Raw genomic sequence first — 21,855 nt, forward strand, 5'->3', positions numbered from 1 at the left:
TGCCCGAATTGTCTCTAGAGATCGCAATGTAATGACGACATTGTGTAGCAGATACAAGTCTGATGTGAGCCACTGAGATGCTGTCACTGGCGTCAGTAGACTTATTACATGGAATCTGGGACTTTGACCAGGGGAAATGCAAAGACTGGCGTGCACGTCCATGCAGTAGACGTGGCCGGGCTGGACGACGCTTCTCTGGATTTGCGGCTGCGTCAGATTGGGCGGGCTCGCAATCAGTTGGACGGGTTCTTGGCCGAGGTTGTCGCGGAGAAGAAACGGCGCACGAGCCCTTATGACACCGCCAATGCCCTGAAGTCTGAGTTGCGCCAGTCGGGCCAGCAGGCTCAGCGAACCATGCGCGACGCCGAGCAGCTTGAATCGCTGCCGACTACTCGGGGGGCGCTGGCCGACAGCCGGATCACCACCGAGCACGCCCGCATTCTCGGCGCGGCTTCTCAGACAGGCCCGCTGGACGAGGAGAAGATGGTGGCCGCTGCTGAGACGCAGACCCCTGAGCAGCTGCGGCGCACGGTGCGCGATCACCAAGACGAACTCGCCGGCGACGCTGAGGGCGCCAAGCGCCTAGAGCGCCAGCAGAAGGCCCGCATGGCCAGCTTCACCGAGCAAGACGACGGCATGTGGCGCCTGTTCGCTTTGTTCGACCCCATCACCGCCCAGCGCATCCGGGCCGCGCTCAACCACAAGACCGACATGGCGTGGCACGCCACCACCGGTCGAGAGCGCCTTGACGCCCGCCATCGCCGGGCCGATGCCATCGCTGAACTGCTGACCCGAACCACAGACGGCGAAGCCGGACAACCCCAGCCCACCAGCCTGCTGATCCTCGCTGACTACGACGCCATCGACCGCCAACTCGGCAACCCCCGCCTGGCCGACGGCACCCCGATTCCCCAAGGCGAATTCCGCAAGCTGGCCTGCGATGCCGAGATCCTCACCGGAATCTTCGACGCCGACCTGCAATGCCTCTCACTGGGCCGCCAACGCCACCCCAGCCCCCAGCTCAGAGCCGCCATCACCGCCCGAGACCAAGGCTGCATCGGCTGCGGGGCCGAACCCGAATGGTGCGTCTCCCATCACATAATCGAATGGCAATACGGAGGCCCCACCCAACAAGACAACCTCGTGTTGCTCTGCCACCCCTGCCACCACAAAGCCCACCACCGCAACTGGACAGTCGAACACCACCCCGACACCCACCGCCCCTACCTCAAACCCCCCTGGCAACAACCCCTCGAACCACCCCAACGACGCTGACCCGAAGCGCCTAAAGCGTCTTAGTCAGCGCGTGGGCGGGGGCATGGGTTTGTCGTGGCGGGCCCATTGGAATCTGGAATGGAAATGGTGGAGTCGAGCTGCCTCGTGAACCTGGGTCGGGCATTTTTGGAGAATGTCTAGTATGTGACACGAATGTGTAGTGCATGGCTGCTGGAGGGAAGTGGCATCGAATGGCTTGATGGGCCAGTCCCTGGCAATCACAGCATGGAACCAAACGGAGTGCTCATGCGTTTAGTTCGTGATTGCTGGGAGGCACTCCGATGAACTCCGATATGACGCAGGCAGCAGTGAAGTATCGCGACCACGGTTGGGGCACTGGGAGGCGGAAGTCTGGACGGCAGCTGGCAGTCACCTTCCTGGTCGTTTCGACCCTGATAGGCACGGTCATCGTGGCCGACATGGATGCGGTCCGAGCACAGGGCTCGGCTGTCACCGGTACCGAGAGGGAAGACGTCCAGCTCCGCGACAATCTGATCGCCAACCAGGAGTCGCTGCTGAACGCCTACCGCTGCCTGTTCAACATCGACACCCAAATCGTGCCCGGCGGCTGCGTCAACAGGAAGCCCGAACCCCAGACAGGCAGCACTGCAACGGCTGGCCCCCGGGACGACGCCGCCTCGACACCAGTGCAGGTGAGGTTCTCATCAGCGGCCTACTCCGCAGCAGAAGGAACGACCGCGCAGGTGACAGTGCTGCTCGACACAGCCCCCAACCGCACCGTGGTCATCCCGCTGACGTATACCTTCCAGGATGGGGCCACCTCCGCCGACGCGGGAACATTGCCCACCAACGTCACCTTCGCTGCCGACGACACCGCCAAGATCATCACCATTGACATTGTCGACGACAGCCATGCCGACCCCGGAGAGTCAATCAGAGTCGCAATCGGCTCCCCCCTGCCAGACGGAGTCACCACCGGCACCACCCGCCAAACCGCCGTCGACATCACCGATGTCAATCGGCCAGCTACCAATCGGGGAGAGATTGATGTCTATGTGTTCTATTGCGCTGCGGAAAGCCGAGGCTACAACCAGGCCGATTTGACTTTTGAAGCCAACAGAATCAACGAGGTCGTGGGTGGCTTCTTTTCGAGGGAATCTTCAGGGTTGTCCACTTTGAGGTTCTTACCCGGCGGCATAGTCTCGCCCGACCTTGATTGGGAAAGTACAACCATCGGCGGCGAAAGGCTCAGGTTGATTGATGACCCCAACCACCAAGGAATACGCAATTGCTTTTCCGAGGCAGATCCGCCAGGCGAGAGCCAACACTACGTGTTTCTGGTGGACTTACTTCCAAGCTGGTCTGCTGGTGGCTTTGCCTGGCCCAACGCGAACTTCCCAAATTTGGGAGGGCGGGTATCTATTGCCGTGGCACCAACCGTTGAATCGAGATACGAAGGAAGTTATTTCTGTAGCAGCAGCGGTGGCCGACCACACCGAGTGCGAGAACAACCTGGCACCATTCTGTCAGCCCTTCAAACAACTTTTTTTGATACTAGAGATGGAATCGACTGCCGCTACGTCTCGTACTGGAGATACCTCTTCACGATTGGCCACGAGATCGGGCACTCGGTATACGAGCTCGACCACCCTCCGGGCTGCTCGATCATGGGCAAGGGATACACACCAAGCAGCAAGTGCCCGACGATCTACTTGGACGAGGAGATGCGGACTTCGAACTTCTTGAATGGGCTCTACGTCGATTGCGCTGACCGCGAGAAATTGGGCTGGCCCATTGTGGCGCGAGAAGACTGCTCATCTCCTCCACCACCGGTCGAGGTCGGTTTCGAGTTCGCGTCTTACAGCGCTGAAGAGGGCACGACCGCGCAAGTCACCGTGGAACTGGATGCCGTCCCCTTCCGCACCCTGACCATCCCGCTGACGTATGCCTTCCAGGGCGGGGCGACAGCCGCCGACACCGGAACACTGCCGACCAGCGTCACCTTCGGCCCCAACGACAAGACCAAGATAATCACCATCCCCGTCAACAACGATGACGACGACGAGGTCGGCGAAAGAGTTGAAATCTCGTTCGGAACCCCCCTTCCCGCCGACGTCACCCTCGCAGGGAGACCCGACCCCGTCCAAACCACGGTCAGCTTCACCGACTCAGCCCCACCGCAAGTCCAGGTCAGCTTCGCGTCGACCACCTACACCGCCGCCGAGGGCACCACCGGGCAGGTCATCGTGCAACTCGACAGAGCGCCGGGACGCCGCCTGGTCATCCCGGTTACGGCCATCTACCAGAACGGGGCCAACCACACCGACGTGGTGCGGGACCAGTCCAGCGTTACGTTCGAAGCCCACGAGACAACCAGCACACACGCATTCGACGTCTTGAGCGACAACCTCAGCGAACCCGGCGAAGGCATCAAGTTCGCGATCGAGGGCCCCACCGATTTTGTGGACTACGCCACCTATCTCTCAGCTCGTCCCCTTCCTGCCGGAGTCACCGTAGGAACCCCCAGAAGTACCATCGTCACCTTCATCGACACTCCCCCGCCGCAAGTCCAGGCCAGCTTCGCGTCGGCCACCTACACCGCAGCCGAGGGCACCACCGCGCAGGTCACCGTCCAACTCGACCAAGCCCCCCAACGCACCGTGGTCATCCCGCTCACGACCACCCTCCAAGGCGGCGCCACCGCCGCCGACTTCGGAACACTGCCGGCCAACGTCACCTTCACAGCCAACGAGACCTCCAAGACACTGTCATTCACCGTCACCGACGACGGCCTCAGCGACCCCGGCGAATCCATCCGACTCTCGCTCGGAACCGCCCTGCCCGACAGAGTCACCGCTGGAACCCCCAGCCAAACCACCGTCAGCTTCACCGACTCCACTCCACCGCAAGTCCAGGTCAGCTTCGTTTCGGCCGTTTACACCGCCGCCGAGGGCACCACCGCGCAGGTCACCGTCCAACTCGACCAAGCCCCGAGACGCACCCTGGTCATCCCGATTGCAAGCACCTACCACAACGGAGCCAACCGCGCCGACATGGCGGGCGTTAAGAATCCAGTGAACGTGACGTTCGGACCGCACGAAACAACCAGCACGTTCACATTCGACGTCTTGAGCGACAACTTCAGCGAATCCGGCGAGGGAATCAGATTCGAGATCGAGGACTACTCCCACAGTCGCCTGCCCGAAGGAGTCACCGTCGGCACCCCCCGACAAACCACTGTCACCTTCACCGACTCTGCCCCGCCGCAAGTCCGAGTTCGCTTCGCGTCGGCCACCTACACCGCAAACGAAGGCACCACCGCGCAGGTCACTGTGGAACTGGACAAGGCACCCAAACGCACCGTGGTCATCCTGCTCACGACCACCCTCCAAGGCGGTGCCACCGCCGCCGACTTCGGAACACTGCCAACCAACGTCACCTTCACAGCCAACGAGACCTCCAAGACACTGTCGTTCGCCGTCATCGGCGACGGCCGTGGGGACCCCGGCGAATCCATCCGACTCTCGCTCGAAACCTCCCTGCCCAGCGGGGTCACCGCCGGCACCCCCTCACAGACCATTGTCAACATCACCGACACCGAGTTGTCCCCAATCACCGTAAGTTTCACATCATCCACCTACTCGGTGTCTGAGGGAAACCTCGCAAGCGTGAGGTTGACGTTGAATAAAGCCCCAGGCCGCACCGTGACAATCCCGCTGACGTATGCCTACCAGGACGGGGCCACCGCCGCCGACTTCGGACGGTTCGGATTAGCCCCCGCCAATATCGTCTTCGGTCCCAACGATGTCGCAATATCCTTTGGTCCTGACGTCGTCGATGACGGCTTCGCTGATGCGGGAGAATCATTCACAGTCGCGATCGGGCCCAACTTGCCCGCTGGAGTCACCGCCGGCACTCCCAGACAAGCAACCGTCAACATCACCGACACCGGCCTTCAGCAACTCCAGGTGGAGCTATTCACAGACTCAACTACCGCTGCTGAAGGAACATGGGCTCATGTCGGCGTCGTATTCAGCGCTACCCCCAAGCGAACCCTCGTCATCCCGTTCACGGTCACATTCCAGGGCGGTGCCACCGAAGACGACATTCATGATTTGACCCTGGGGAGAAAGGACCCTGACACCGGAATCTTTACCGCCACGTTCCCGATCGGCGTTGGGTCCAAACCAATCACATTCGATGTCGTGACAGACGACCTAGTCGAGACCGGCGAATCAGTCACTATCTCCATCGGCTCTTCACTTCCCGAAGGAGTAACGCTCGGCACCCCCAGCCAAATCACCATCACTCTCACCGACCCACCCGAACCCGAGGCTTGACCGAATCGTTGAGTTAGCTGATCAAACCAGCTAACTCTTCAACATGATGGCGCCACTCTTCGGGGGAGAGGGCTAGGGGGACGAGCAATACGTGCTCTAGGCCGGCGTCGACGTAGGGGGCCAGGGTTTCGGCTACGTGGTCGACATCGCCGATGACCATTTCTCGGTCGCCGTAGCCGTCGCCGACCACTGACCAGCGGCCGGCGGCATCCAACGGGTCGCCCAGGCGGAGTTCCATGTGGATGGAGATGGTGGTCTCCTGATGGGCACGGCCAAGACGGTCTTGCTCGGCTCGCAACACAGCAAGGCGCTCGGCGAAGACCTCGGGTGGGGCCCAGGTGCCCATCCAGCCATCACTTCTTGCGGCTCGGCGGAGGGCTCCGGGGGATGATCCGCCGATCCAAATTGGGATCGGTGCCGCGGGCTGGGGGTTGATTCGCACGCCGGAGAAGCTGAAGAACTCGCTCTGAAACTCGGTAGCCCCCGACCAGGCGGCCCGCCACCCGTTGATGTAGTCGTCCAAACGCTGAGCCCGGTGCACCATGGGCACGCCGCAGGCCTCGAACTCGGGCTCCAGCCATCCGGCTCCCACTCCGAGGATGGTGCGGCCCGGGGCCAGCCAGTCGAGGGTGGCCCATTGCTTGGCGAATTGCATGGGGTTCCGATAGGCGGGGATCAGCACCGACGTCCCCAGCCCCACCCGCTGGGTGTGAGCGGCCACGGCGGAGAGCAATGGCACCGGCTCGGGGAAGAACGACGGCATCCCCTCCAGATCGACCGGCACGGCCACATGGTCGGCGGTCCACACGTCGTCGAATCCGGCGGCCTCGGCCTGCTGGGCAGTCTCGACCAACAGTTCCAGGGAGGCTGCCCTGCCGAGTTGGGGCAGGTGGATGCCCCACCTCATTGGCTTGTTGCCGCTCTGATCAAGTCCGCATCCACGGCGACAACCGGCTAGTACCGATACCGGGGCCAGGGTGGGTGGATCGAGTACTCCACCACTCCGTAGCCCCGCTCGCCGGTTTCCAGAACCTCGAAGTCGAAGAACGGCTCATGGCAGTCCAGCCGAACCTCGGCGTCGTTCTCGTCCCGCATGAGCCCGTTGCGAGTGTGGGCGTGCTTGCGGCCGGTGCGCACGGTGAGCACTTCGCCGTCGGTGGTCTCAAAGGTCATGTCGAAGGCCATGGCGGTGCGCTGGTCCTCTTCCAATCGGGGCACACAGGTGGCCGACCGCAGCGCACGGGTGCCGTCGGCATCGCCGATCCAGCCTCCGACCCCAGGCGTGTCGTCGGGCAGGGGCTGTGTCGGACTCATCCACCCGAAGGCGTTCAGATGCCGGTCGGGGAGCTGCACCGATGGCCAGAAGTGCCCCCACGACTCGGCCTGGGTCCGGCGATGGCGCACATCCCATGGTCCGGGCCGCTCAAACCGATGCGTCCAGGAGTGATCCCGATGAGACCAGCAATCAATGGCCCGGCGCTCCCCTGCCCGGGGCCCACCCCGAGACTCGAACTCGCCCCGGCACAGCAGCGCCTGCTCATAGTGCCCGCCATAACCCTCGTAGGCCCCCAGCGGGTTCCCCCCGAAGCAGTCGTTGTAGTCGAACACGCCAAAGCGGTCTTCGAACACCAGATCGAAGCCGAAGCGGGGGGCATCAAGCTGCCAGCGATACCGCGAGAACGGCTCCTCCACGGAGTAGGACACCCGGCCGTCACCCAGCACAGAGAACTCCAGCTCATCGGTAAGAGGGTGACGAGACCCCCATTGCACCGGAACGCCATCGATGACGTAGAACGCGCTGGCTCTCAGATAGCCGTGGGACAGGCTGGCGTGGATGTGGTTGATGCCGAACACGTCGGCTTCCCGGTCGCATACCGAGAACCAGAAGTTGTCGCTCCACAGGGCGTCGCTGCCCGGCGGGGGGGTGTGCAGGTACTCGTCGGAGTTGCTGAGCGGCATTGAGGGTTGAGGATAGGTCCTCGATGGGTCAGGGACCGATTAGCCACCCTCGGGCTGTGCCTCACCCACGAGGCGAACCTGGCCGTCGCCCTTTTCTACCTCCCCCACGACGGTGGCCCGATGGCCGCCGGTTCGCAAGAGGTCGATGGCCTTGGTGGCGTCTCGGTCCCGCACCGCCACGATCATGCCCAGTCCGAGGTTGAACACCTTGGCCATCTCCTCGTCGGCCACGTCGCCGATGCGCTGCAACTCGGCGAATACCGGCGGCTGCTCCCAACTGCTCCGGTCGACCACCGCGTCGACTTTGTCGGGCAGCACCCGCGCCAGGTTGCCGGGGATCCCCCCGCCGGTCACATGGGCGATGGCCCGGGCGTCCACCTTGGCCAGCATGGCCCGCACCGCAGGGGCGTAGATCACCGAGGGCAGCAACAGCTCATCGGCCACCGACTGGGAGCTCCCCTCCCAAGCGGGCTCGTCCAACCCCCGTTTGGCCACCTCGAAATAGAGCCGGCGAGCCAGGGAGTAGCCATTGCTCCGCAATCCGGGCGACGGCAGCCCGATCAGCGTGTCGCCGGGGCGCACGTTGGCCCCGGTGATGATCCGCGACCGCTCCACCACCCCCACGGCAAACCCCACGAGCTCGAATTCGTCATCAGGCTCGTCCACCGGGTGCTCTGCCATCTCCCCGCCGATCAACGCGCAGCCCGCCTGGCGGCAGCCCTCGACTATTCCCACCACCAGCTGCTCGATCCGTTCGGGGTCGAGCCTCTGCACCGAGATGTAGTCCAACATGAACAGGGGCTCAGCCCCCTGGCACACCAGATCGTCCACGCACATGGCCACCAGATCAATGCCAATGGTGTTGAACCGGCCCGCCTCCGCTGCCACATAGGCCTTGGTTCCCACGCCGTCGGTAGTCGACACCAATACCGGCTTCTTGTACCCGTGGCGAGCGAAATCAAACAGCCCTCCGAATCCGCCGATGTGGCCGATCGCCTCTGGTCGAAATGTCGAGCGCACATGTTCCTTGATGCGCTGCACCGCCTCTTCGCCCGCGGCGATGTCTACCCCCGAGGACCCATAGGTCTCAACCATTGCCGGTGGCCTCCAACCGGGCCACAGCCTCAGCCATTGCCGGTGGCCCAGAGCGAGGGCGCGGGCTCCTCGTCGGCGTCGGCAAACTGAGCGACGCTGCGCTGATAGGCGATCGAGCCGGGCGGCGCCACCGGCACCTCCACCGGATAGTTCCCGGTGAGGCAGGCATTGCAGAAGCCGGCCCCCACTGCTCCGGTGGCCTCGGTCAAACCCTCCATGTCGATGAACGCCAGCGTGTCGGCCCCCACGTAATCGCACATCTCGGCCACGCTGAGGTGGGCCGCGAGAAGCTCGGTCCGGTCGCCGGTGTCCATGCCGAAATAGCAGGGCCAGCGATAGGGCGGCGAGCTGATGCGGAGGTGAACCTCGGCGGCGCCCGCCTCTCGCAGCATGGTCACCAGTGCCCTCGTCGTGGTACCCCGCACAATGGAGTCGTCCACCACCACCAGGCGGTTGCCCTCGATGCTGTCGCGCAGGGGGTTGAGCTTCATGCGCACCCCCATCGACCGCATCTGCTGGCTCGGGGCGATGAACGTCCGCCCGATGTAGCGGTTCTTCACCAGCCCCTGGCCGTAGGGGATGCCGCTGGCCCGGGAGAAGCCCTCGGCCGCGGGGAGCCCCGATTCGGGCACGCCCATCACCAAATCGGCCTCCACCGGGGACTGCTCGGCCAACTGCTCGCCCATGCGCACTCGGGCGTGGTGCACGCTCTGGCCGTAGATCACCGAGTCGGGGCGGGAGAAGTACACGAACTCGAAGATGCACAGGCGGGGGTCCACCCGCTCCTCGGGGAACGGGCGCACCGACCGCACACCCTCCCCGTTGATCACCACCATCTCTCCCGGTGCCAGCTCCCGCAAGAAATGGGCGCCCACGATGTCGAGCGCGGGAGTCTCCGACGCCAGCACCCATCCCCCCTCCAGCCGGCCCAGGCACAGAGGGCGGAATCCATTGGGATCCCGTACCCCGATCACCCGCTTCTCGTCGGCCAGCACCAGCGAGAAAGCGCCCTCTAGCCGGGGCAGCACCCGCTCCAGCGCCCACTCGAGTACCCGCCCCTTCGCCCGATCCGACGGAGTCATCGCCGAGATCTCGATAGCCAGCAGCTCGGCTATGAGATCGCTGTCCGAGCCGACCATGCCGGGCAGGATCGACGTCTCCTCGGCCAGCTGGGCGGTGTTGGTGAGGTTGCCGTTGTGGCCCAGCACAAATTGGTGGTCAGCGGTGCTGCGGTAGACGGGCTGGGCATTGCGCCACGAGCTGGACCCGGCGGTGGAATAGCGGGTGTGGCCGATGCCCAGGCAGCCCTCGAGGGTGGCCAGCGTGCGGTCGTCGAAAACAGTGGCCACCAACCCCATGTCCTTGACCACGGTGATGTTGTCGCCATCGCTGACCGCGATCCCGGCCGACTCTTGGCCCCGGTGCTGCAACGCGTACAGGGCCAGGTAGTTCAGATGGGCGACGGGATCATGGGGTGCATAGATGCCGACAACCCCACAGGCCTCTCGGGGAGAGTCGTCCATGAGATCAGGCACTGGTTAATTCTGACATGGGCGAGCGCCACCGATCAGCAATCGCGGCCAATTCCAGGTCGAGCAGCCCCTTGATGGCGAAGCGGTCTCCGGTGGCCAGGCCGATGCGGGCGACGGCCACCCCAGAAGCAGCCGCCGCGTGCTCCACTTCGGGAAGCAGCTCGGGGTTCACCGCGGCCACTGCCCGGGAGGGGGCCTCGCTGAACAGCTCGGCGTGGTCGTGGATGCGAGCCCCTCGAAAACCCACCCCGGACATGGCAGCCATCTCGGCCAGGGCCACGCCCAACCCTCCGCTGGACACGTCGTGGACCGCCGATAAGCGGCCGTCCGCAACCAGACCGGCCACCAGGCCGGCCACCCGCCGGTGCTGCTCATAGTCCAGGTCAGGCAGTCGCCCCCGCTTGTGCCCGGCGGTGGAGGCGGCCCACAGCGAGCCGGAAAGCTCGGTGCTGCCCGATCCCAGCACGATCACCCTGTCGCCCTCGCTCCACGACAAACCCGGAGGAATCTGAGTCAAGCTGTCGATCGCTCCAAGCAGGCCGATCACCGGGGTGGGATCGATGTTGTGGCCGTTGGACTCGTTGTAGAGGCTCACATTGCCCCCCACCACCGGGACTCCGAAGGCATCGCACGCCTCAGCCATGCCGTCCACCGCCTCGGAGAACTGCCACATCACCTCGGGATGCTCGGGATTGCCGAAGTTCAAGCAGTTGACCAGGGCGAGCGGTCGGGCGCCCACGCAGGCCAGGTTGAGCACCGCTTCGGCCACGGTCATGGCGGTTCCAGCGCGGGGATCCACCGCACACCAGCGATGGTTGCCGTCGGTGGTCAGGGCCAGTCCCCGGCCGGTGTCAGCGCCGGATGCGGGATGCTTGAGCCGCAGCACGGTGGCGTCACCGCCGGGGCCGACCACCGTGTTGCAAAACAGCATGTGGTCGTACTGACGGTAGATCCAAGACGGATCGCTCAACAGATCCAGCAGATCGGCACCCACATCGGAGGGCGGTGGCAGCTCCTGAGCAGTGTCGGCCCTGGCCGCCTCCCAATCTCCAGGCGGACGTCGGGGCCGGTCATACAGCGGCGCATCCTCATGGAGGGAGGCCGCGGGGAGCTCGCCCAGCACCGGGCCGTCGGTTCCGTCTCTCACGCGAAGCTGCCCGCCCCCGGTCACCCGGCCCACTACCGAAGCCTGCACGTCCCAGCGGTCGCAGATCGCCAGCACATCGTCCAGTCCGTCAGGGGAGACGATGGCCAGCATCCGCTCCTGCGATTCGCTGGTGAGCACCTCGAAGGGCTCCATGCCGGGCTCGCGCCGGGGGACGGCGGCCACGTCCACATCCATCCCCACTCCGCCCCGGGAGGCTGTCTCGCTGGTGGCGCAGGTGAGTCCTGCACCCCCGAGATCTTGGATACCCACCACCAACCCGGCGTCCAGCAATGCCAGACATGCCTCGATCAGGCGCTTCTCCTCGAACGGATCGCCCACCTGCACGCTGGGCCGCTTCTCAGCCTCCTCCTCCTCGCCGAAGGACGCCGAGGCCAGCACGCTTACCCCGCCAATACCGTCACGCCCGGTGGACGCGCCTAGCAGCACCGCGAGATTGCCCTCGCCGCTGGCCCGGCCCAGCACCAGCCGATCAGCCGGCATCAGGCCGAGGCAGAGCACATTCACCAGCGGATTGCCGGAATAGGTCTCGTCGAAGACGGCCTCACCCCCCACGGTCGGCACGCCGACCGCGTTGCCATAGCCGGAGATGCCCGACACCACCCCTTCGGCAATCCAGCGGCTTCGGGCATCGTCGGGAAGGCCGAACCTGAGCGAGTCCATCACCGCAATCGGGCGGGCGCCCATGGTGAAGATGTCGCGCAGAATGCCGCCGACGCCGGTCGCCGCCCCTTGGTAGGGCTCAATGGCCGAAGGATGATTGTGGCTCTCAATTCGAATAGCCGCAGCTATGCCGTCGCCCACATCAACGACTCCGGCGTTCTCACCAGGGCCGACCAGTACCCAGGGTGCCTCGGTTGGCAGCCTCTTTAGGTGCAACCGCGAGGATTTATACGAACAATGCTCCGACCACATCACTGCGTACATCGCCAATTCGAGATGATTCGGGGCGCGGCTCAATATCTTCTCGATGGCGTCTGCCTCATCATCGGTCAATCCCAACGACCTGTGTATTGGTTCGTTCATCTCAAATCGCCTGAAGAATCACTGGGGATGAATGCCCAGAAGACTGAACTGATCGAATACAGGGTTTGAATAAACGCGCGCCATATAGTTGAATTGACCCGGTCAATTCTTCGAAGAAAGAGAAAAGAGAGTCAAAATGGTATCTGATGAAGCCAAAGCAGCACGGGCTGCCGGGCAAGCACAAGGCCGCACGGTCAGCCGCTATCTGACAGCGCTTGACTCGACCAAGCCCAAGCGCGGCCGGCAACGCTCTCCGGAAAGGATGCAGGCCCGCATCGCCGAACTCCCTGGCGAGATCGCCCAGGCCAAGCCGCTGAAGCGAGTTCATTTGATCCAAGAGCTCATGGACTTGGAAGCCGAGCTGGGCAAAGAAGAGGAAACGGTGGACATCAGCGACGTCGAGAGCGAATTCATCTCGATCGCCGCCGAGTACAGCGAGCGCAAGGGCATTTCTTATGCGGCATGGCGTGAGGTCGGTGTTCCGGCCAGCGTGCTGAAAGCCGCCGGAGTTGCCCGCACCCGTTCGGCTGACTAATTCCCACTAATCAGCCCTTTCAGCAATTGAGCACCGTCGGTGCTTCCCAGCAACGGGTGAGCAGCGCGCTCAGGGTGGGGCATTAGCCCCACCACGTTGCCGTCTTCGTTGCAAATTCCCGCGATGTCGGCCGTTGCCCCATTTGGGTTATCCCGGTAGGTCAACACGATTGAGTTGTTGTCGCGCAACTCCGCCAGTGTCTCTTCGGAGCATATGTAGTTGCCCTCAAAATGGTTGATTGGGATGTTCAACTCGTCGCCTTGAGACAGGCCCCTGGTCAGCACCGAGTTGGTTGATTCCACCCGTAGAGTCGTGGGCTGGCAGAGAAACTTGAGTCCCCGGTTCTTGTAGAGGGCTCCAGGCAATAATTGAGCTTCGGTAAGGATCTGAAATCCATTGCAGATCCCCACCACAGGCCCGCCGTCATAAGCAAAGCGGGTTACGGCATCCATGATGGGCGAGAACCGGGCCATCGCTCCAGTGCGGAGATAGTCACCGTGGGCGAAGCCACCGGGCAGGACTACCGCGTCAATGTCCCTCAACGAGGTGTCCTTGTGCCATAGCAACTCGCCAGTTCCACCCACGCCCTCAACTGCCTCCACCACGTCGAACTCGCAGTTGGAGCCCGGAAACACGACCACGCCGACCTTGGCGGTCATTTGCGCCCCAAGATGAAACAGACAATTGAAACTGTCACAACACCGGGCTGAGAGAGATAGCCACGTCTTCTATAACCGGGTTTGCCAAGAAGCGTTCGCACATGGCCTCGACTTGTCGGTGGGCCTCGGATTCATCAGATGCATCCACGAGGAATCGCAGGCTCTTGCCCACGCGAACATCGCTCACACCGCTGAATCCCAGCGCGGGCAGTGCCCGCTCGATGGTAAGGCCCTCCGGATCGGCTATCCCCTCGCGGAGGCTCACCTCAACGGTCACATTGAACATCGGCTTCACCATCACCCGGGCCAATCAGCGAAATCGCGCCCGGTGATGATCTCGTAGGCGCTCACGTAGCGAGCCGCGCTGGCCGTCACCACCTCATCGGGCAGCGGCGGTGGCGGATATTGCTTGTCCCAGTCCAAGGTGCTGAGGTAGTCGCGCACCGGCTGCTTGTCGTACGACGGCGGGGTGGCCCCCGGCGCCCAGCCGTCCACCGGCCAGAAGCGGGAGGAGTCGGGGGTGAGCACTTCGTCGGCCACCACCAGCGTGCCGTCGACCAAGCCCATCTCGAACTTGGTGTCGGCGATGATGATGCCTTTCTCAGCGGCGGCCTCTGCCGCCCGTTGGTAAAGCTCCAATGACGCGTCGCGGGCCTGCTCGGCCAAATCGGAACCCACCAGCTCCACCGCCTGGTCGTAGGAGATGTTCTCGTCGTGGCCCGACTCGGCCTTGGTCGAGGGGGTGAACACCGGTTCGGGCAGCTTGTCGGATTCTCGGAGCCCAGCGGGCAGGGCCTGGCCGTGCATGGTGCCCTGGCTCTTGTACTCCTTCCAGGCCGATCCGCTCAGATACCCCCGAACGATGCATTCGATGGGCAGCATCTCGGCCCGATGGCACAGCATGGTCCGTCCGGCCACCCCATTCGTCTGGGCCTCGGGGGGGAAGTCGGCCACATCGGTGGAGATGAGGTGGCTGGGCAGCACATCGGCCAGGGTCTCGAACCAATAGGCCGACATGGCGGTCAGCATCCGCCCCTTTTCGGGAACAGGCTCGTCCATGACCACGTCGAAAGCCGAGATGCGGTCGGACGCGATCATCAGCAGCCGGCCTTCGCCGGCGTCGAAGATGTCGCGGACTTTCCCGGAATGAACGGGGGGCAGGTTGATGTGTTGGGTGCTCACAAGATGGACTCCGGTTGGTAGGAGGCGGCGTTGGGGTGTTCTTGAGCCAAATCTTTGGCTTGATTGGCGAACTCACGGGATTGTGCCGGCCCGGCACCGGCCAGAACGAGGATCTGGCTCTTGATCCGTTCAACGTCGACAGCCGCTATCGACAACCTCGCGTCATCGACGACGGCAGTGAAGAACTCATCTCCTTTGGAGACATGCTCAGAAATGATGCGATGGGCCTCTTCCCTTCCTGCTCCAGCGGCCACTGAGGCCATCAGCATCCGGGTGGCGGTCAACGCTGGCAGATTGGCGTCCAGCTCGGCCGCAATCGCCCCTTCGAACACGACGAGTTCCTTGAGCACTACGAGCACCGCTTCAAGCTGACCGTCGAGAGCCAGGAACGCGCCGGGCAGGGCCACCCGCCGCACCACCGAGCAGCTCACATCGCCCTCATTCCACTGGTCGCCCACCAGGGAAGACACCATGTCGGCGTATCCCTGCACTACCGCGGAGAGGCCGCAGATGCGCTCGGAAGTACGGGCGTTGCGCTTGCCCGGCATGGCCGATGAGCCCACCTGCCCGGCCTGAAATCCCTCAGAAATCAGGCCCTGCCCGGCCATAAGCCGAATGGTCCGGGCCAGGTTGGCGGGTGCCGACGAAGCCTGGACCAGCGCCGAGACCACGTCGTAGTCCAGCGACCGGGGATACACCTGCCCCACGCTGCCCATCGTGGCCGCAAATCCAAGACTGGCGGACACGCGGTTCTCGAGTTCAGCAGCATCGTTCGCCGCGCCAAGGAACAGATCGATCTGGTCTTGCTGAGTGCCAACCGGTCCCTTCAGACCGCGCAAGCGGTAGCGAACCAGCAGGTCCTCAATTCGATCCAAAGCAGCGCGCGCCTCTTCCCCGGCAGTGGCGAACCGCTTGCCCAAGGTGGTGGCCTGGGCAGGCACGTTGTGGGAGCGGCCCACCATCACCAACTCGGCATGGGTGTCGGCCTTCACTCCGAGGGCACAGACCACCGCCACAAGCTTGTCCCGCACCAATCGCAGTGAATCGCGGATCTGAAGCTGCTCGATGTTCTCGGTGAGGTCGCGCGACGTCATCCCCTTGTGGATGTGCTCGTAGCCGGCCAGCGCGCAGAACTCCTCGATGCGGGCCTTCACGTCGTGGCGGGTGACTCGCTCCCGTTCCCGGATGGAATCCAGGCTCACCTGATCGATGGCACCTCGATAGGCCTCGACCACCCCGTCGGGCACCTCGATGCCGAGATCCCGCTGGGCCTCCAGCACCGCCACCCACAGGCGACGCTCGGCCTTGACCTTCCCCTCCGGCGACCAGATGGCCGCCATGGCCGCGCTGGCGTAGCGGTCGGCCAGAACGTCGGGGATCTGGTCCTTGTCAGCCACCGGCCATCTCAGCGCGATGGGCGGCCAGCCTCTCGGCCAGACCGGCGTCGGAGACCGCCAGAATCTGAATGGCCAAAAGGGCCGCGTTCATGGCGCCGTTGATGGCCACCGTGGCCACTGGGATGCCCTTGGGCATCTGCACAGTGGAATACAGGGAGTCCACCCCGTTCAGTGCTCCGCCGGCCAAGGGCACGCCGATCACCGGCAAGGTAGTCTGAGCCGCGGTCGCCCCGGCCAGGTGAGCAGCCATGCCCGCACCGCAGATGATGGCCCCGAATCCGGCCTCGCGGGCCCCGGACACAAACTGGCGGACCTTCTCCGGCGTGCGGTGGGCCGACATAACCTCCCAGTGGCACTCCACGCCGAACTGTTCCAGCGTGGTGCGGGCCGGGGCCATGGTGTCCTCGTCGCTCGACGATCCCATGATGACAGCCACTTTCAAGCTCATGCCGATTCCCTCTGTGAAGCGCCCTCAACCGCCGCGGCGGCAATGTCAAGGCGAACGTAGCGGCCCGGCCAGTCAATGTGGGTGACCCCGGCGTACGCCCGCTCCCGAGCGGTGGCCAAGTCGGATCCCTGCCCGGTGACGTTGAGCACCCGACCCCCGGCGGTGACCAATCCTTGAGCATTCTGACCAGGCGAAATAACGCCAGTTCCGCCCTCAGCGGCTGATGCCACCCCCGCACAGAACACAGTCACCCCCTCTACGGCGTTGGCCGCTTGGATACCGGCGATTGGATCGCCGGTTCTCGGGGATGCGGGATAGCCCTCGGAGGCGCACACCACCGTCACCGCGGCGTCGTCGCCGTACACCGGCGATTCGGCGAGCGATCCGGCTGCTGCCCCTGCTAGCAGGTCGGCCAGGTCGGACCGCAGCCGGGGCAGCACCACCTGGGCTTCGGGGTCGCCGAAGCGAACGTTGTACTCCAATACCTTGATTCCCTGGGGGGTGAGCATGAGCCCGGCATACAGCACGCCCCGATAGTCGATGCCCTGCCGCCTGAGCTCGGCCAGGGTGGGCAGCACCGCCCGATCCATGACCTCGTCAACCACGTCTGCGCCAGCCACCGGCACAGGGGAATAGGCCCCCATGCCGCCGGTGTTGGGGCCGACGTCGCCCTCGCCGATGCGCTTGAAATCCTGGGCCGGGGACAACGGCACCGCCCACTGGCCATCGCAGACCGCCAGCACCGACAGCTCCGGGCCGGTGAGGCCCTCCTCGATCACCACCCGGCGCCCGGCGTCACCAAAGGCCTCACCCGACAGATACGCGCGCACTGCATCGGCAGCCTCAGCCCGGTCCTCGGTCACCAGCACGCCTTTGCCCGCAGCCAGCCCGTCGGTTTTGATCACGAACAAGTCGTTCATAGCGTCCAGATAGCGGAGCGCCGCATCAGGCTCGGTGAACGAGCCATGGCCGGCAGTGGGGACGCCCGCCGCCATCAGCAGTTCCTTCATCCACGCCTTGGACCCCTCCAAGAGGGCCCCGTCGGCACCAGGGCCGAACACCAGCCCGCCCGACGCCCGCAGCTCGTCGGCCAATCCGTCCACCAGCGGCACCTCGGGGCCGATCACATACAGATCGGCGTCGATCTCAGTTGCGGGTGCAGGGGTCGAGCCGGGGATACCGGGATTTCCCGGAGTAACCACCACGTCGCACGACCGGCCGAGCACGTGGGCTAATGCGTGCTCTCGGCCTCCGCTGCCGACGACGCAGACTCTCACGGGACCGGGCTGAAGGAGATGAACTGATCCCGGCCGGGACCAACGCCGACCAGGGTGGCGGGCACGCCAGCCTGCTCTTCGATGAACCGCAGATAGTCCTCAGCCTCTTGGGGCAGCTCGGAGCGATCGCCGACTTCGCTCAGGTCGGTGCGCCAGCCGGGCAGCTCTTCGTAGATCGGCACCGCACGGTGGATCTCCGATTGGTGGTAGGGCATCGAGTTGCTGCGCTCCCCATCTACTTCGTAGGCCACGCACACCTTGATGGGGTCGAGGGCGTCCAGCACGTCGAGTTTGGTGATGGCCAGGTCTGACAGGGAGTTGACTCGGACCGCGTGGCGCAGCATCACCGTGTCCAGCCATCCGCACCGGCGGCGGCGCAAGGTGTTGGTGCCGTACTCGCGACCCACATCCACCAAGTGGTCGCCGATCTCGTCGGTGAGCTCGCAGGGGAACGGCCCCGAACCCACCCGGCTGATATATGCCTTGGTGACCCCGATCACCCGGTCGATGTGCCGAGGGCCGATGCCCGCCCCCACGCAGACTCCGCCGGCCACTGGGTTGGATGAGGTAACGAACGGGTAGGTGCCGTGGTCGAGATCGAGGAACATGGCCTGGGCCCCTTCGAACAGGACGTTCTGGCCAGCCTCCAAGGCATCGTGAACCAACCCCACCGTGTCGGCAATGTGAGGCTCCAAGCGTGGACGGCACTCTTCCAGGTACTGATCGGCCAGCGATTCGAGATCGAACGGCAGCCGGTTGTACACCTTGGCCAGCAGCGGGTTCTTCTCGTGCAATACCACGCCCAGCTTCTCCCGGAAGATCTTGGGGTCGAGCAGATCCTGGACCCGTAGCCCCACCCGAGCCGCCTTGTCGGCGTAAGCCGGGCCGATGCCCCGCTTGGTGGTGCCCAGCTTGTTGCGCCCCAGATGGCGCTCGGCCACCACATCCAGCGTCTGGTGATACGGCAGGATGAGGTGGGCGTTGCCGCTGATCTTCAGCCGGCCGCAGTCGACCCCGGCCTCTGACAGTCGGTCCATCTCCGCAATGAGCACCTTGGGGTCGATCACCACCCCGTTGCCGATCATCGGGATCACATGGGGATAGAGAACCCCGCTGGGAACGAGCTGGAGCTTGAACGTCTGGCCCTCCACAACCAGGGTGTGACCGGCGTTGTGGCCGCCCTGGTAGCGCACCACCATGTCCATGTCGCGGGCGAGGAGGTCGGTGAACTTGCCCTTGCCCTCGTCACCCCATTGCGTCCCGACGACCACGGTTGCTGGCAATGCACTACCCCATCAGCGTGGCTTACGAACCGACACTACTCGCGCCATGCCGGTGGTTGACCACCATTAAATTCAGCCCAGCGTCATCTCACCATACGGGACAGGGTGAGCGCGTAGTCTCCTCGGGCGTCGGTCCACAAGCGCTCCATGGCCAAGCCCACGCTGGCCAGTTCGGAGCCGATGTTCTCGGGCCGGAACTTGGCGCTGATCTCGGTCCGCATGCGCTCCCCTTGGGCGAAGTCCACCATCGTGCCCAAGCCGCCGATGGTCACTCGTTGCGCGCAACGCGACCGCAGCCACATCTCAATCCACTCTTCTTCGATATCAAAACGAGCCTCGTGCTCGAACTGCTCAAGATCGAAGTCAGCATCGAGGCGGTGGTTGATCACCGACAGCACGTTGCGGTTGAACGCCGCGGTCACCCCCTCGGGGTCGTCATAGGCCGCAATCAGCCGGTCGTGATCCTTCACCAAGTCGAAGCCCAGCAGGAAGGTGTCGCCCGGCGCCATTGTGTCGGCCACGCTGGCCAGAAAGTCTTTGCGAGGGGCGGTGGGAAAGTTGCCGATCGTGCCCCCCAGAAGCATCAGCAGCCGGCAGCCGCCATCGGGGACGTGGCCCAAGTGGTGCTCGAAGTCGCCGACCACCCCGTGGACGGCCAGCCCCTTATAGGCCGCGGCCAACTCTTTGGCCGCGGCCCGCAGCGTGGCCTCGCTGTTGTCGAACGGCACATAGCGGCGGAGCCGGCCGGTGGCGGCAAGGGCGTCCAGCACGATCCGGGTCTTCTCCGAGGTGCCCGACCCCAGTTCCACCACGGTGTCGGCCCCCGACCGCTCGGCGATCACGTCGACTTCTCGCTCGAGGATCTCCCGCTCCCTCCGGGTGGGGTAGTAGTCGGGCAGCCTTGTGATCTGGTCGAAAAGCTCGCTGCCCCGGTCGTCGTAGAACCACTTGGGGGGCAGCTCTTTGGGCTGGGAGGTGAGCCCCTCGGCCACGTCGACCCGAAGCGCTCGATCGATCCAAGCGCGATCTAAATGGACGTCGACGACCGGCTCAACAAAAACGCGACCTGGCATTACACGTCCTGAGCCAGACGCATCCCGGAGAAGTGCCAGCGGGTGTGGGGATGGAAGAAGTTGCGATAGGTGGCCCGGATGTGCCCCGGCGGAGTCACACAGGCACCGCCCCGGAGCACAAATTGGTTGACCATGAACTTGCCGTTGTACTCCCCCACCGCTCCCGGCGCCGGCCGAAACCCGGGATAGGGGCCGTAGGGGCTAGACGTCCACTCCCACACGTCTCCGAAGAGCTGGCTCAGGCCGTCGCCAGCCGCGGGTGCGGGATGCCATCGACCCTGGTCTCCCAGGTTGCCTCCTGGTTTCTGCTCAGCGGCGGCGTGCTCCCACTCGGCCTCGGTGGGGAGCCGGGCACCGGCCCAGCGGGCAAAGGCATCGGCCTCGTAGTAGGACAGATGGCACACCGGCTCGTCGGGCGACAGTGGCTCAAGACCATGCAGGGTAAACACCCGCCAGCCGTCTTCGGAGTGGAAGTCCCAGTACGACGGGGCCTCCCAGCCATACTCCTGCCTTTGATACCAGCCGTCCGACAGCCACAGGGTGGGGGTGCTGTAGCCGCCGTCGGCCATGAACTCCAGCCACTGGCCGCAGGTCACCAGCCGGTTGGCGAGCCGATACGGGGGGAGGATGGTCCGGTGGCGGGGGCCCTCGTTGTCGAAGGCGAAGCCAGCGCCGTCGTGTCCCACCCACACATCTCCGCCCTCGAAACAGGTCCAGTCGGCCGCCGGCTGACCATTGTCCGACACCGCCGCTAGCGCGGGAGGGAGATCGTGGTAGGCAGGCCACAGCGCTCGGTTGGTCGACAGCACGTGCTTGATGTCCATGAGCAACAGCTCTTGGTGCTGCTGCTCATGATGGAGGCCCAACAGCACCAACTCAGCGGTGGCATCATCGAGCGGGCGAGCCAGCAACTCGGCCATGGCCTGGTCTACATGAGACCGGTAGGCGGCCACTTCCTCGCACGATGGTCGGGAGAGATTGCCCCGCTCGGGCCGAGGATGGCGATCCCCGACCGTCTCGTAGTACGAGTTGAACAGGAAACCGAACGCCGGGTGGTACTCGCGATAGCCCTCCAATCGGGTTTTGAGCAGGAAGGTCTCGAAGAACCAGGTCACGTGGGCCCGGTGCCACTTGGTCGGGCTGACATCGGGCATCGACTGGATGCACTGGTCCTCGTTGCTCAACGGAGCGGCGAGCGCGTCGGTGTAGGACCGAACGGTCTGGTAGCCCACCAAGAGGTCGGAAAGGTCGGAGGCGAGGGTCACGGTCACAGGAGCGGCAGGGGTTGCACTCTACTAGGAAGTCGCGGCGGTTCAGACTCTTCGATACAGCACGATGTCGGCCCGCTTCGACTCCAGTTCCTGGGTGAGGCGCGCCACCTGGGCCTTGAGCCGGGCCACTTCTTTCTCCAAGGCCAGCACTCGCTCCACGCCGTCGAGATTCATGCCCTCGCTGGTGAGCTCGTGTACCCGGCGCAGCTTGTCGATGTCGGCGTCGCTGTAGCGCCGACTCCCGCCGCCAGTGCGGGCCGGCTGCACCAATCCCCTCCGGTCGTAGATCCGCAGGGTTTGGGGATGGATGCCGGCCAACTCGGCGGCCACCGAGATGACGTACACCGCCCGATCGCGGCCTCGGGGATCGATCATGG

At 64.4% G+C, this 21,855-nt stretch carries 18 protein-coding genes; 3 read left to right on the forward strand and 15 right to left on the reverse strand.

What is annotated here, in order from left to right:
- Positions 1-108: 108 nt before the first annotated feature.
- Positions 109-1,275: an HNH endonuclease gene (locus tag ACOGI7_RS12435; protein WP_419849076.1), complete on the forward strand. Its 1,167-nt coding sequence runs from the start codon at positions 109-111 to the stop codon at positions 1,273-1,275.
- A gap of 281 nt (positions 1,276-1,556) precedes the next feature.
- Positions 1,557-5,576, forward strand: coding sequence for a Calx-beta domain-containing protein (locus ACOGI7_RS12440; protein WP_419849077.1), 4,020 nt, complete (start codon positions 1,557-1,559; stop codon positions 5,574-5,576).
- A gap of 13 nt (positions 5,577-5,589) precedes the next feature.
- On the opposite strand, the gene ACOGI7_RS12445 is transcribed toward ACOGI7_RS12440, so the two are convergent.
- The 5 genes from ACOGI7_RS12445 to purL are packed head-to-tail and all read right to left on the reverse strand — an operon-like array spanning position 5,590 to position 12,353.
- Positions 5,590-6,483, reverse strand: coding sequence for a TIGR03619 family F420-dependent LLM class oxidoreductase (locus tag ACOGI7_RS12445; RefSeq protein WP_419849078.1), 894 nt, complete (start codon positions 6,481-6,483; stop codon positions 5,590-5,592).
- A gap of 47 nt (positions 6,484-6,530) precedes the next feature.
- Positions 6,531-7,535, reverse strand: coding sequence for a hypothetical protein (locus ACOGI7_RS12450; protein WP_419849079.1), 1,005 nt, complete (start codon positions 7,533-7,535; stop codon positions 6,531-6,533).
- Between the two features lie 39 nt (positions 7,536-7,574).
- On the reverse strand, positions 7,575-8,630 hold the full coding sequence (gene purM, locus ACOGI7_RS12455; RefSeq protein ID WP_419849080.1) for a phosphoribosylformylglycinamidine cyclo-ligase: 1,056 nt from the start codon (positions 8,628-8,630) through the stop codon (positions 7,575-7,577).
- A 29-nt stretch (positions 8,631-8,659) separates the two neighbouring features.
- Entirely contained in the window at positions 8,660-10,165 is a 1,506-nt protein-coding gene (gene purF, locus ACOGI7_RS12460; protein ID WP_419849081.1) for an amidophosphoribosyltransferase, read from the reverse strand.
- A complete protein-coding gene (purL, locus tag ACOGI7_RS12465; protein WP_419849082.1) occupies positions 10,158-12,353 on the reverse strand; it encodes a phosphoribosylformylglycinamidine synthase subunit PurL in 2,196 nt (731 codons plus the stop codon). The genes purF and purL overlap by 8 nt, the downstream gene beginning before the upstream one ends.
- 136 nt (positions 12,354-12,489) lie before the next feature.
- Between purL and ACOGI7_RS12470 the strand changes: the two genes are divergently transcribed.
- On the forward strand, positions 12,490-12,888 hold the full coding sequence (locus tag ACOGI7_RS12470) for a hypothetical protein (protein ID WP_419849083.1): 399 nt from the start codon (positions 12,490-12,492) through the stop codon (positions 12,886-12,888).
- Here ACOGI7_RS12470 and purQ read toward each other — a convergent pair.
- The 10 genes from purQ to ACOGI7_RS12520 all read right to left on the reverse strand — a co-directional run bounded on the left by purQ (position 12,885) and on the right by ACOGI7_RS12520 (position 21,853).
- Positions 12,885-13,547 (reverse strand): phosphoribosylformylglycinamidine synthase subunit PurQ, encoded by a 663-nt coding sequence (gene purQ, locus ACOGI7_RS12475; protein WP_419849084.1) that lies wholly within the window; start codon positions 13,545-13,547, stop codon positions 12,885-12,887. The genes ACOGI7_RS12470 and purQ overlap by 4 nt on opposite strands.
- 34 nt (positions 13,548-13,581) lie before the next feature.
- Positions 13,582-13,845, reverse strand: a complete 264-nt coding sequence (purS, locus tag ACOGI7_RS12480) for a phosphoribosylformylglycinamidine synthase subunit PurS (protein ID WP_419851508.1) — start codon at positions 13,843-13,845, stop codon at positions 13,582-13,584.
- Positions 13,845-14,729 carry a phosphoribosylaminoimidazolesuccinocarboxamide synthase gene (locus ACOGI7_RS12485; RefSeq protein ID WP_419849085.1) on the reverse strand — a complete coding sequence of 295 codons (885 nt, stop codon included), beginning with the start codon at positions 14,727-14,729 and terminating at the stop codon, positions 13,845-13,847. The genes purS and ACOGI7_RS12485 overlap by 1 nt, the downstream gene beginning before the upstream one ends.
- Positions 14,726-16,126: an adenylosuccinate lyase gene (gene purB, locus ACOGI7_RS12490; RefSeq protein WP_419849086.1), complete on the reverse strand. Its 1,401-nt coding sequence runs from the start codon at positions 16,124-16,126 to the stop codon at positions 14,726-14,728. Before purB ends, ACOGI7_RS12485 begins: the two co-directional genes overlap by 4 nt.
- Positions 16,119-16,574 (reverse strand): 5-(carboxyamino)imidazole ribonucleotide mutase, encoded by a 456-nt coding sequence (gene purE, locus ACOGI7_RS12495; protein ID WP_419849087.1) that lies wholly within the window; start codon positions 16,572-16,574, stop codon positions 16,119-16,121. The genes purB and purE overlap by 8 nt, the downstream gene beginning before the upstream one ends.
- Entirely contained in the window at positions 16,571-17,851 is a 1,281-nt protein-coding gene (gene purD / locus ACOGI7_RS12500; protein ID WP_419849088.1) for a phosphoribosylamine--glycine ligase, read from the reverse strand. Before purD ends, purE begins: the two co-directional genes overlap by 4 nt.
- A complete protein-coding gene (locus ACOGI7_RS12505) occupies positions 17,848-19,134 on the reverse strand; it encodes an adenylosuccinate synthase (protein WP_419849089.1) in 1,287 nt (428 codons plus the stop codon). Before ACOGI7_RS12505 ends, purD begins: the two co-directional genes overlap by 4 nt.
- 83 nt (positions 19,135-19,217) lie before the next feature.
- Complete coding sequence (gene egtD, locus ACOGI7_RS12510; protein ID WP_419849090.1) at positions 19,218-20,207, reverse strand: L-histidine N(alpha)-methyltransferase; 990 nt, start codon at positions 20,205-20,207, stop codon at positions 19,218-19,220.
- Positions 20,207-21,478 carry an ergothioneine biosynthesis protein EgtB gene (gene egtB, locus ACOGI7_RS12515; protein WP_419849091.1) on the reverse strand — a complete coding sequence of 424 codons (1,272 nt, stop codon included), beginning with the start codon at positions 21,476-21,478 and terminating at the stop codon, positions 20,207-20,209. Before egtB ends, egtD begins: the two co-directional genes overlap by 1 nt.
- 42 nt (positions 21,479-21,520) lie before the next feature.
- Positions 21,521-21,853, reverse strand: coding sequence for a heat shock protein transcriptional repressor HspR (locus ACOGI7_RS12520; RefSeq protein WP_419849092.1), 333 nt, complete (start codon positions 21,851-21,853; stop codon positions 21,521-21,523).
- Positions 21,854-21,855: the final 2 nt, after the last annotated feature.

Origin of the sequence: Candidatus Poriferisocius sp. (assembly GCF_965204145.1) — a bacterium.
Classification (GTDB): domain Bacteria; phylum Actinomycetota; class Acidimicrobiia; order Acidimicrobiales; family Bin134; genus Poriferisocius.

What these genes read in the sequence shown, in the direction of transcription:
- purQ (WP_419849084.1), bottom strand. Translation starts at nt 13,547, where the DNA reads ATGACCGCCAAGGTCGGCGTGGTCGTGTTTCCGGGCTCCAACTGCGAG.
- ACOGI7_RS12445 (WP_419849078.1), bottom strand. Translation starts at nt 6,483, where the DNA reads ATGAGGTGGGGCATCCACCTGCCCCAACTCGGCAGGGCAGCCTCCCTG.
- purS (WP_419851508.1), bottom strand. Translation starts at nt 13,845, where the DNA reads ATGGTGAAGCCGATGTTCAATGTGACCGTTGAGGTGAGCCTCCGCGAG.
- egtD (WP_419849090.1), bottom strand. Translation starts at nt 20,207, where the DNA reads ATGCCAGGTCGCGTTTTTGTTGAGCCGGTCGTCGACGTCCATTTAGAT.
- purM (WP_419849080.1), bottom strand. Translation starts at nt 8,630, where the DNA reads ATGGTTGAGACCTATGGGTCCTCGGGGGTAGACATCGCCGCGGGCGAA.
- purE (WP_419849087.1), bottom strand. Translation starts at nt 16,574, where the DNA reads ATGAGCTTGAAAGTGGCTGTCATCATGGGATCGTCGAGCGACGAGGAC.
- ACOGI7_RS12435 (WP_419849076.1), top strand. Translation starts at nt 109, where the DNA reads ATGGAATCTGGGACTTTGACCAGGGGAAATGCAAAGACTGGCGTGCAC.
- ACOGI7_RS12520 (WP_419849092.1), bottom strand. Translation starts at nt 21,853, where the DNA reads ATGATCGATCCCCGAGGCCGCGATCGGGCGGTGTACGTCATCTCGGTG.
- ACOGI7_RS12470 (WP_419849083.1), top strand. Translation starts at nt 12,490, where the DNA reads ATGGTATCTGATGAAGCCAAAGCAGCACGGGCTGCCGGGCAAGCACAA.
- purL (WP_419849082.1), bottom strand. Translation starts at nt 12,353, where the DNA reads ATGAACGAACCAATACACAGGTCGTTGGGATTGACCGATGATGAGGCA.
- ACOGI7_RS12450 (WP_419849079.1), bottom strand. Translation starts at nt 7,535, where the DNA reads ATGCCGCTCAGCAACTCCGACGAGTACCTGCACACCCCCCCGCCGGGC.
- ACOGI7_RS12440 (WP_419849077.1), top strand. Translation starts at nt 1,557, where the DNA reads ATGAACTCCGATATGACGCAGGCAGCAGTGAAGTATCGCGACCACGGT.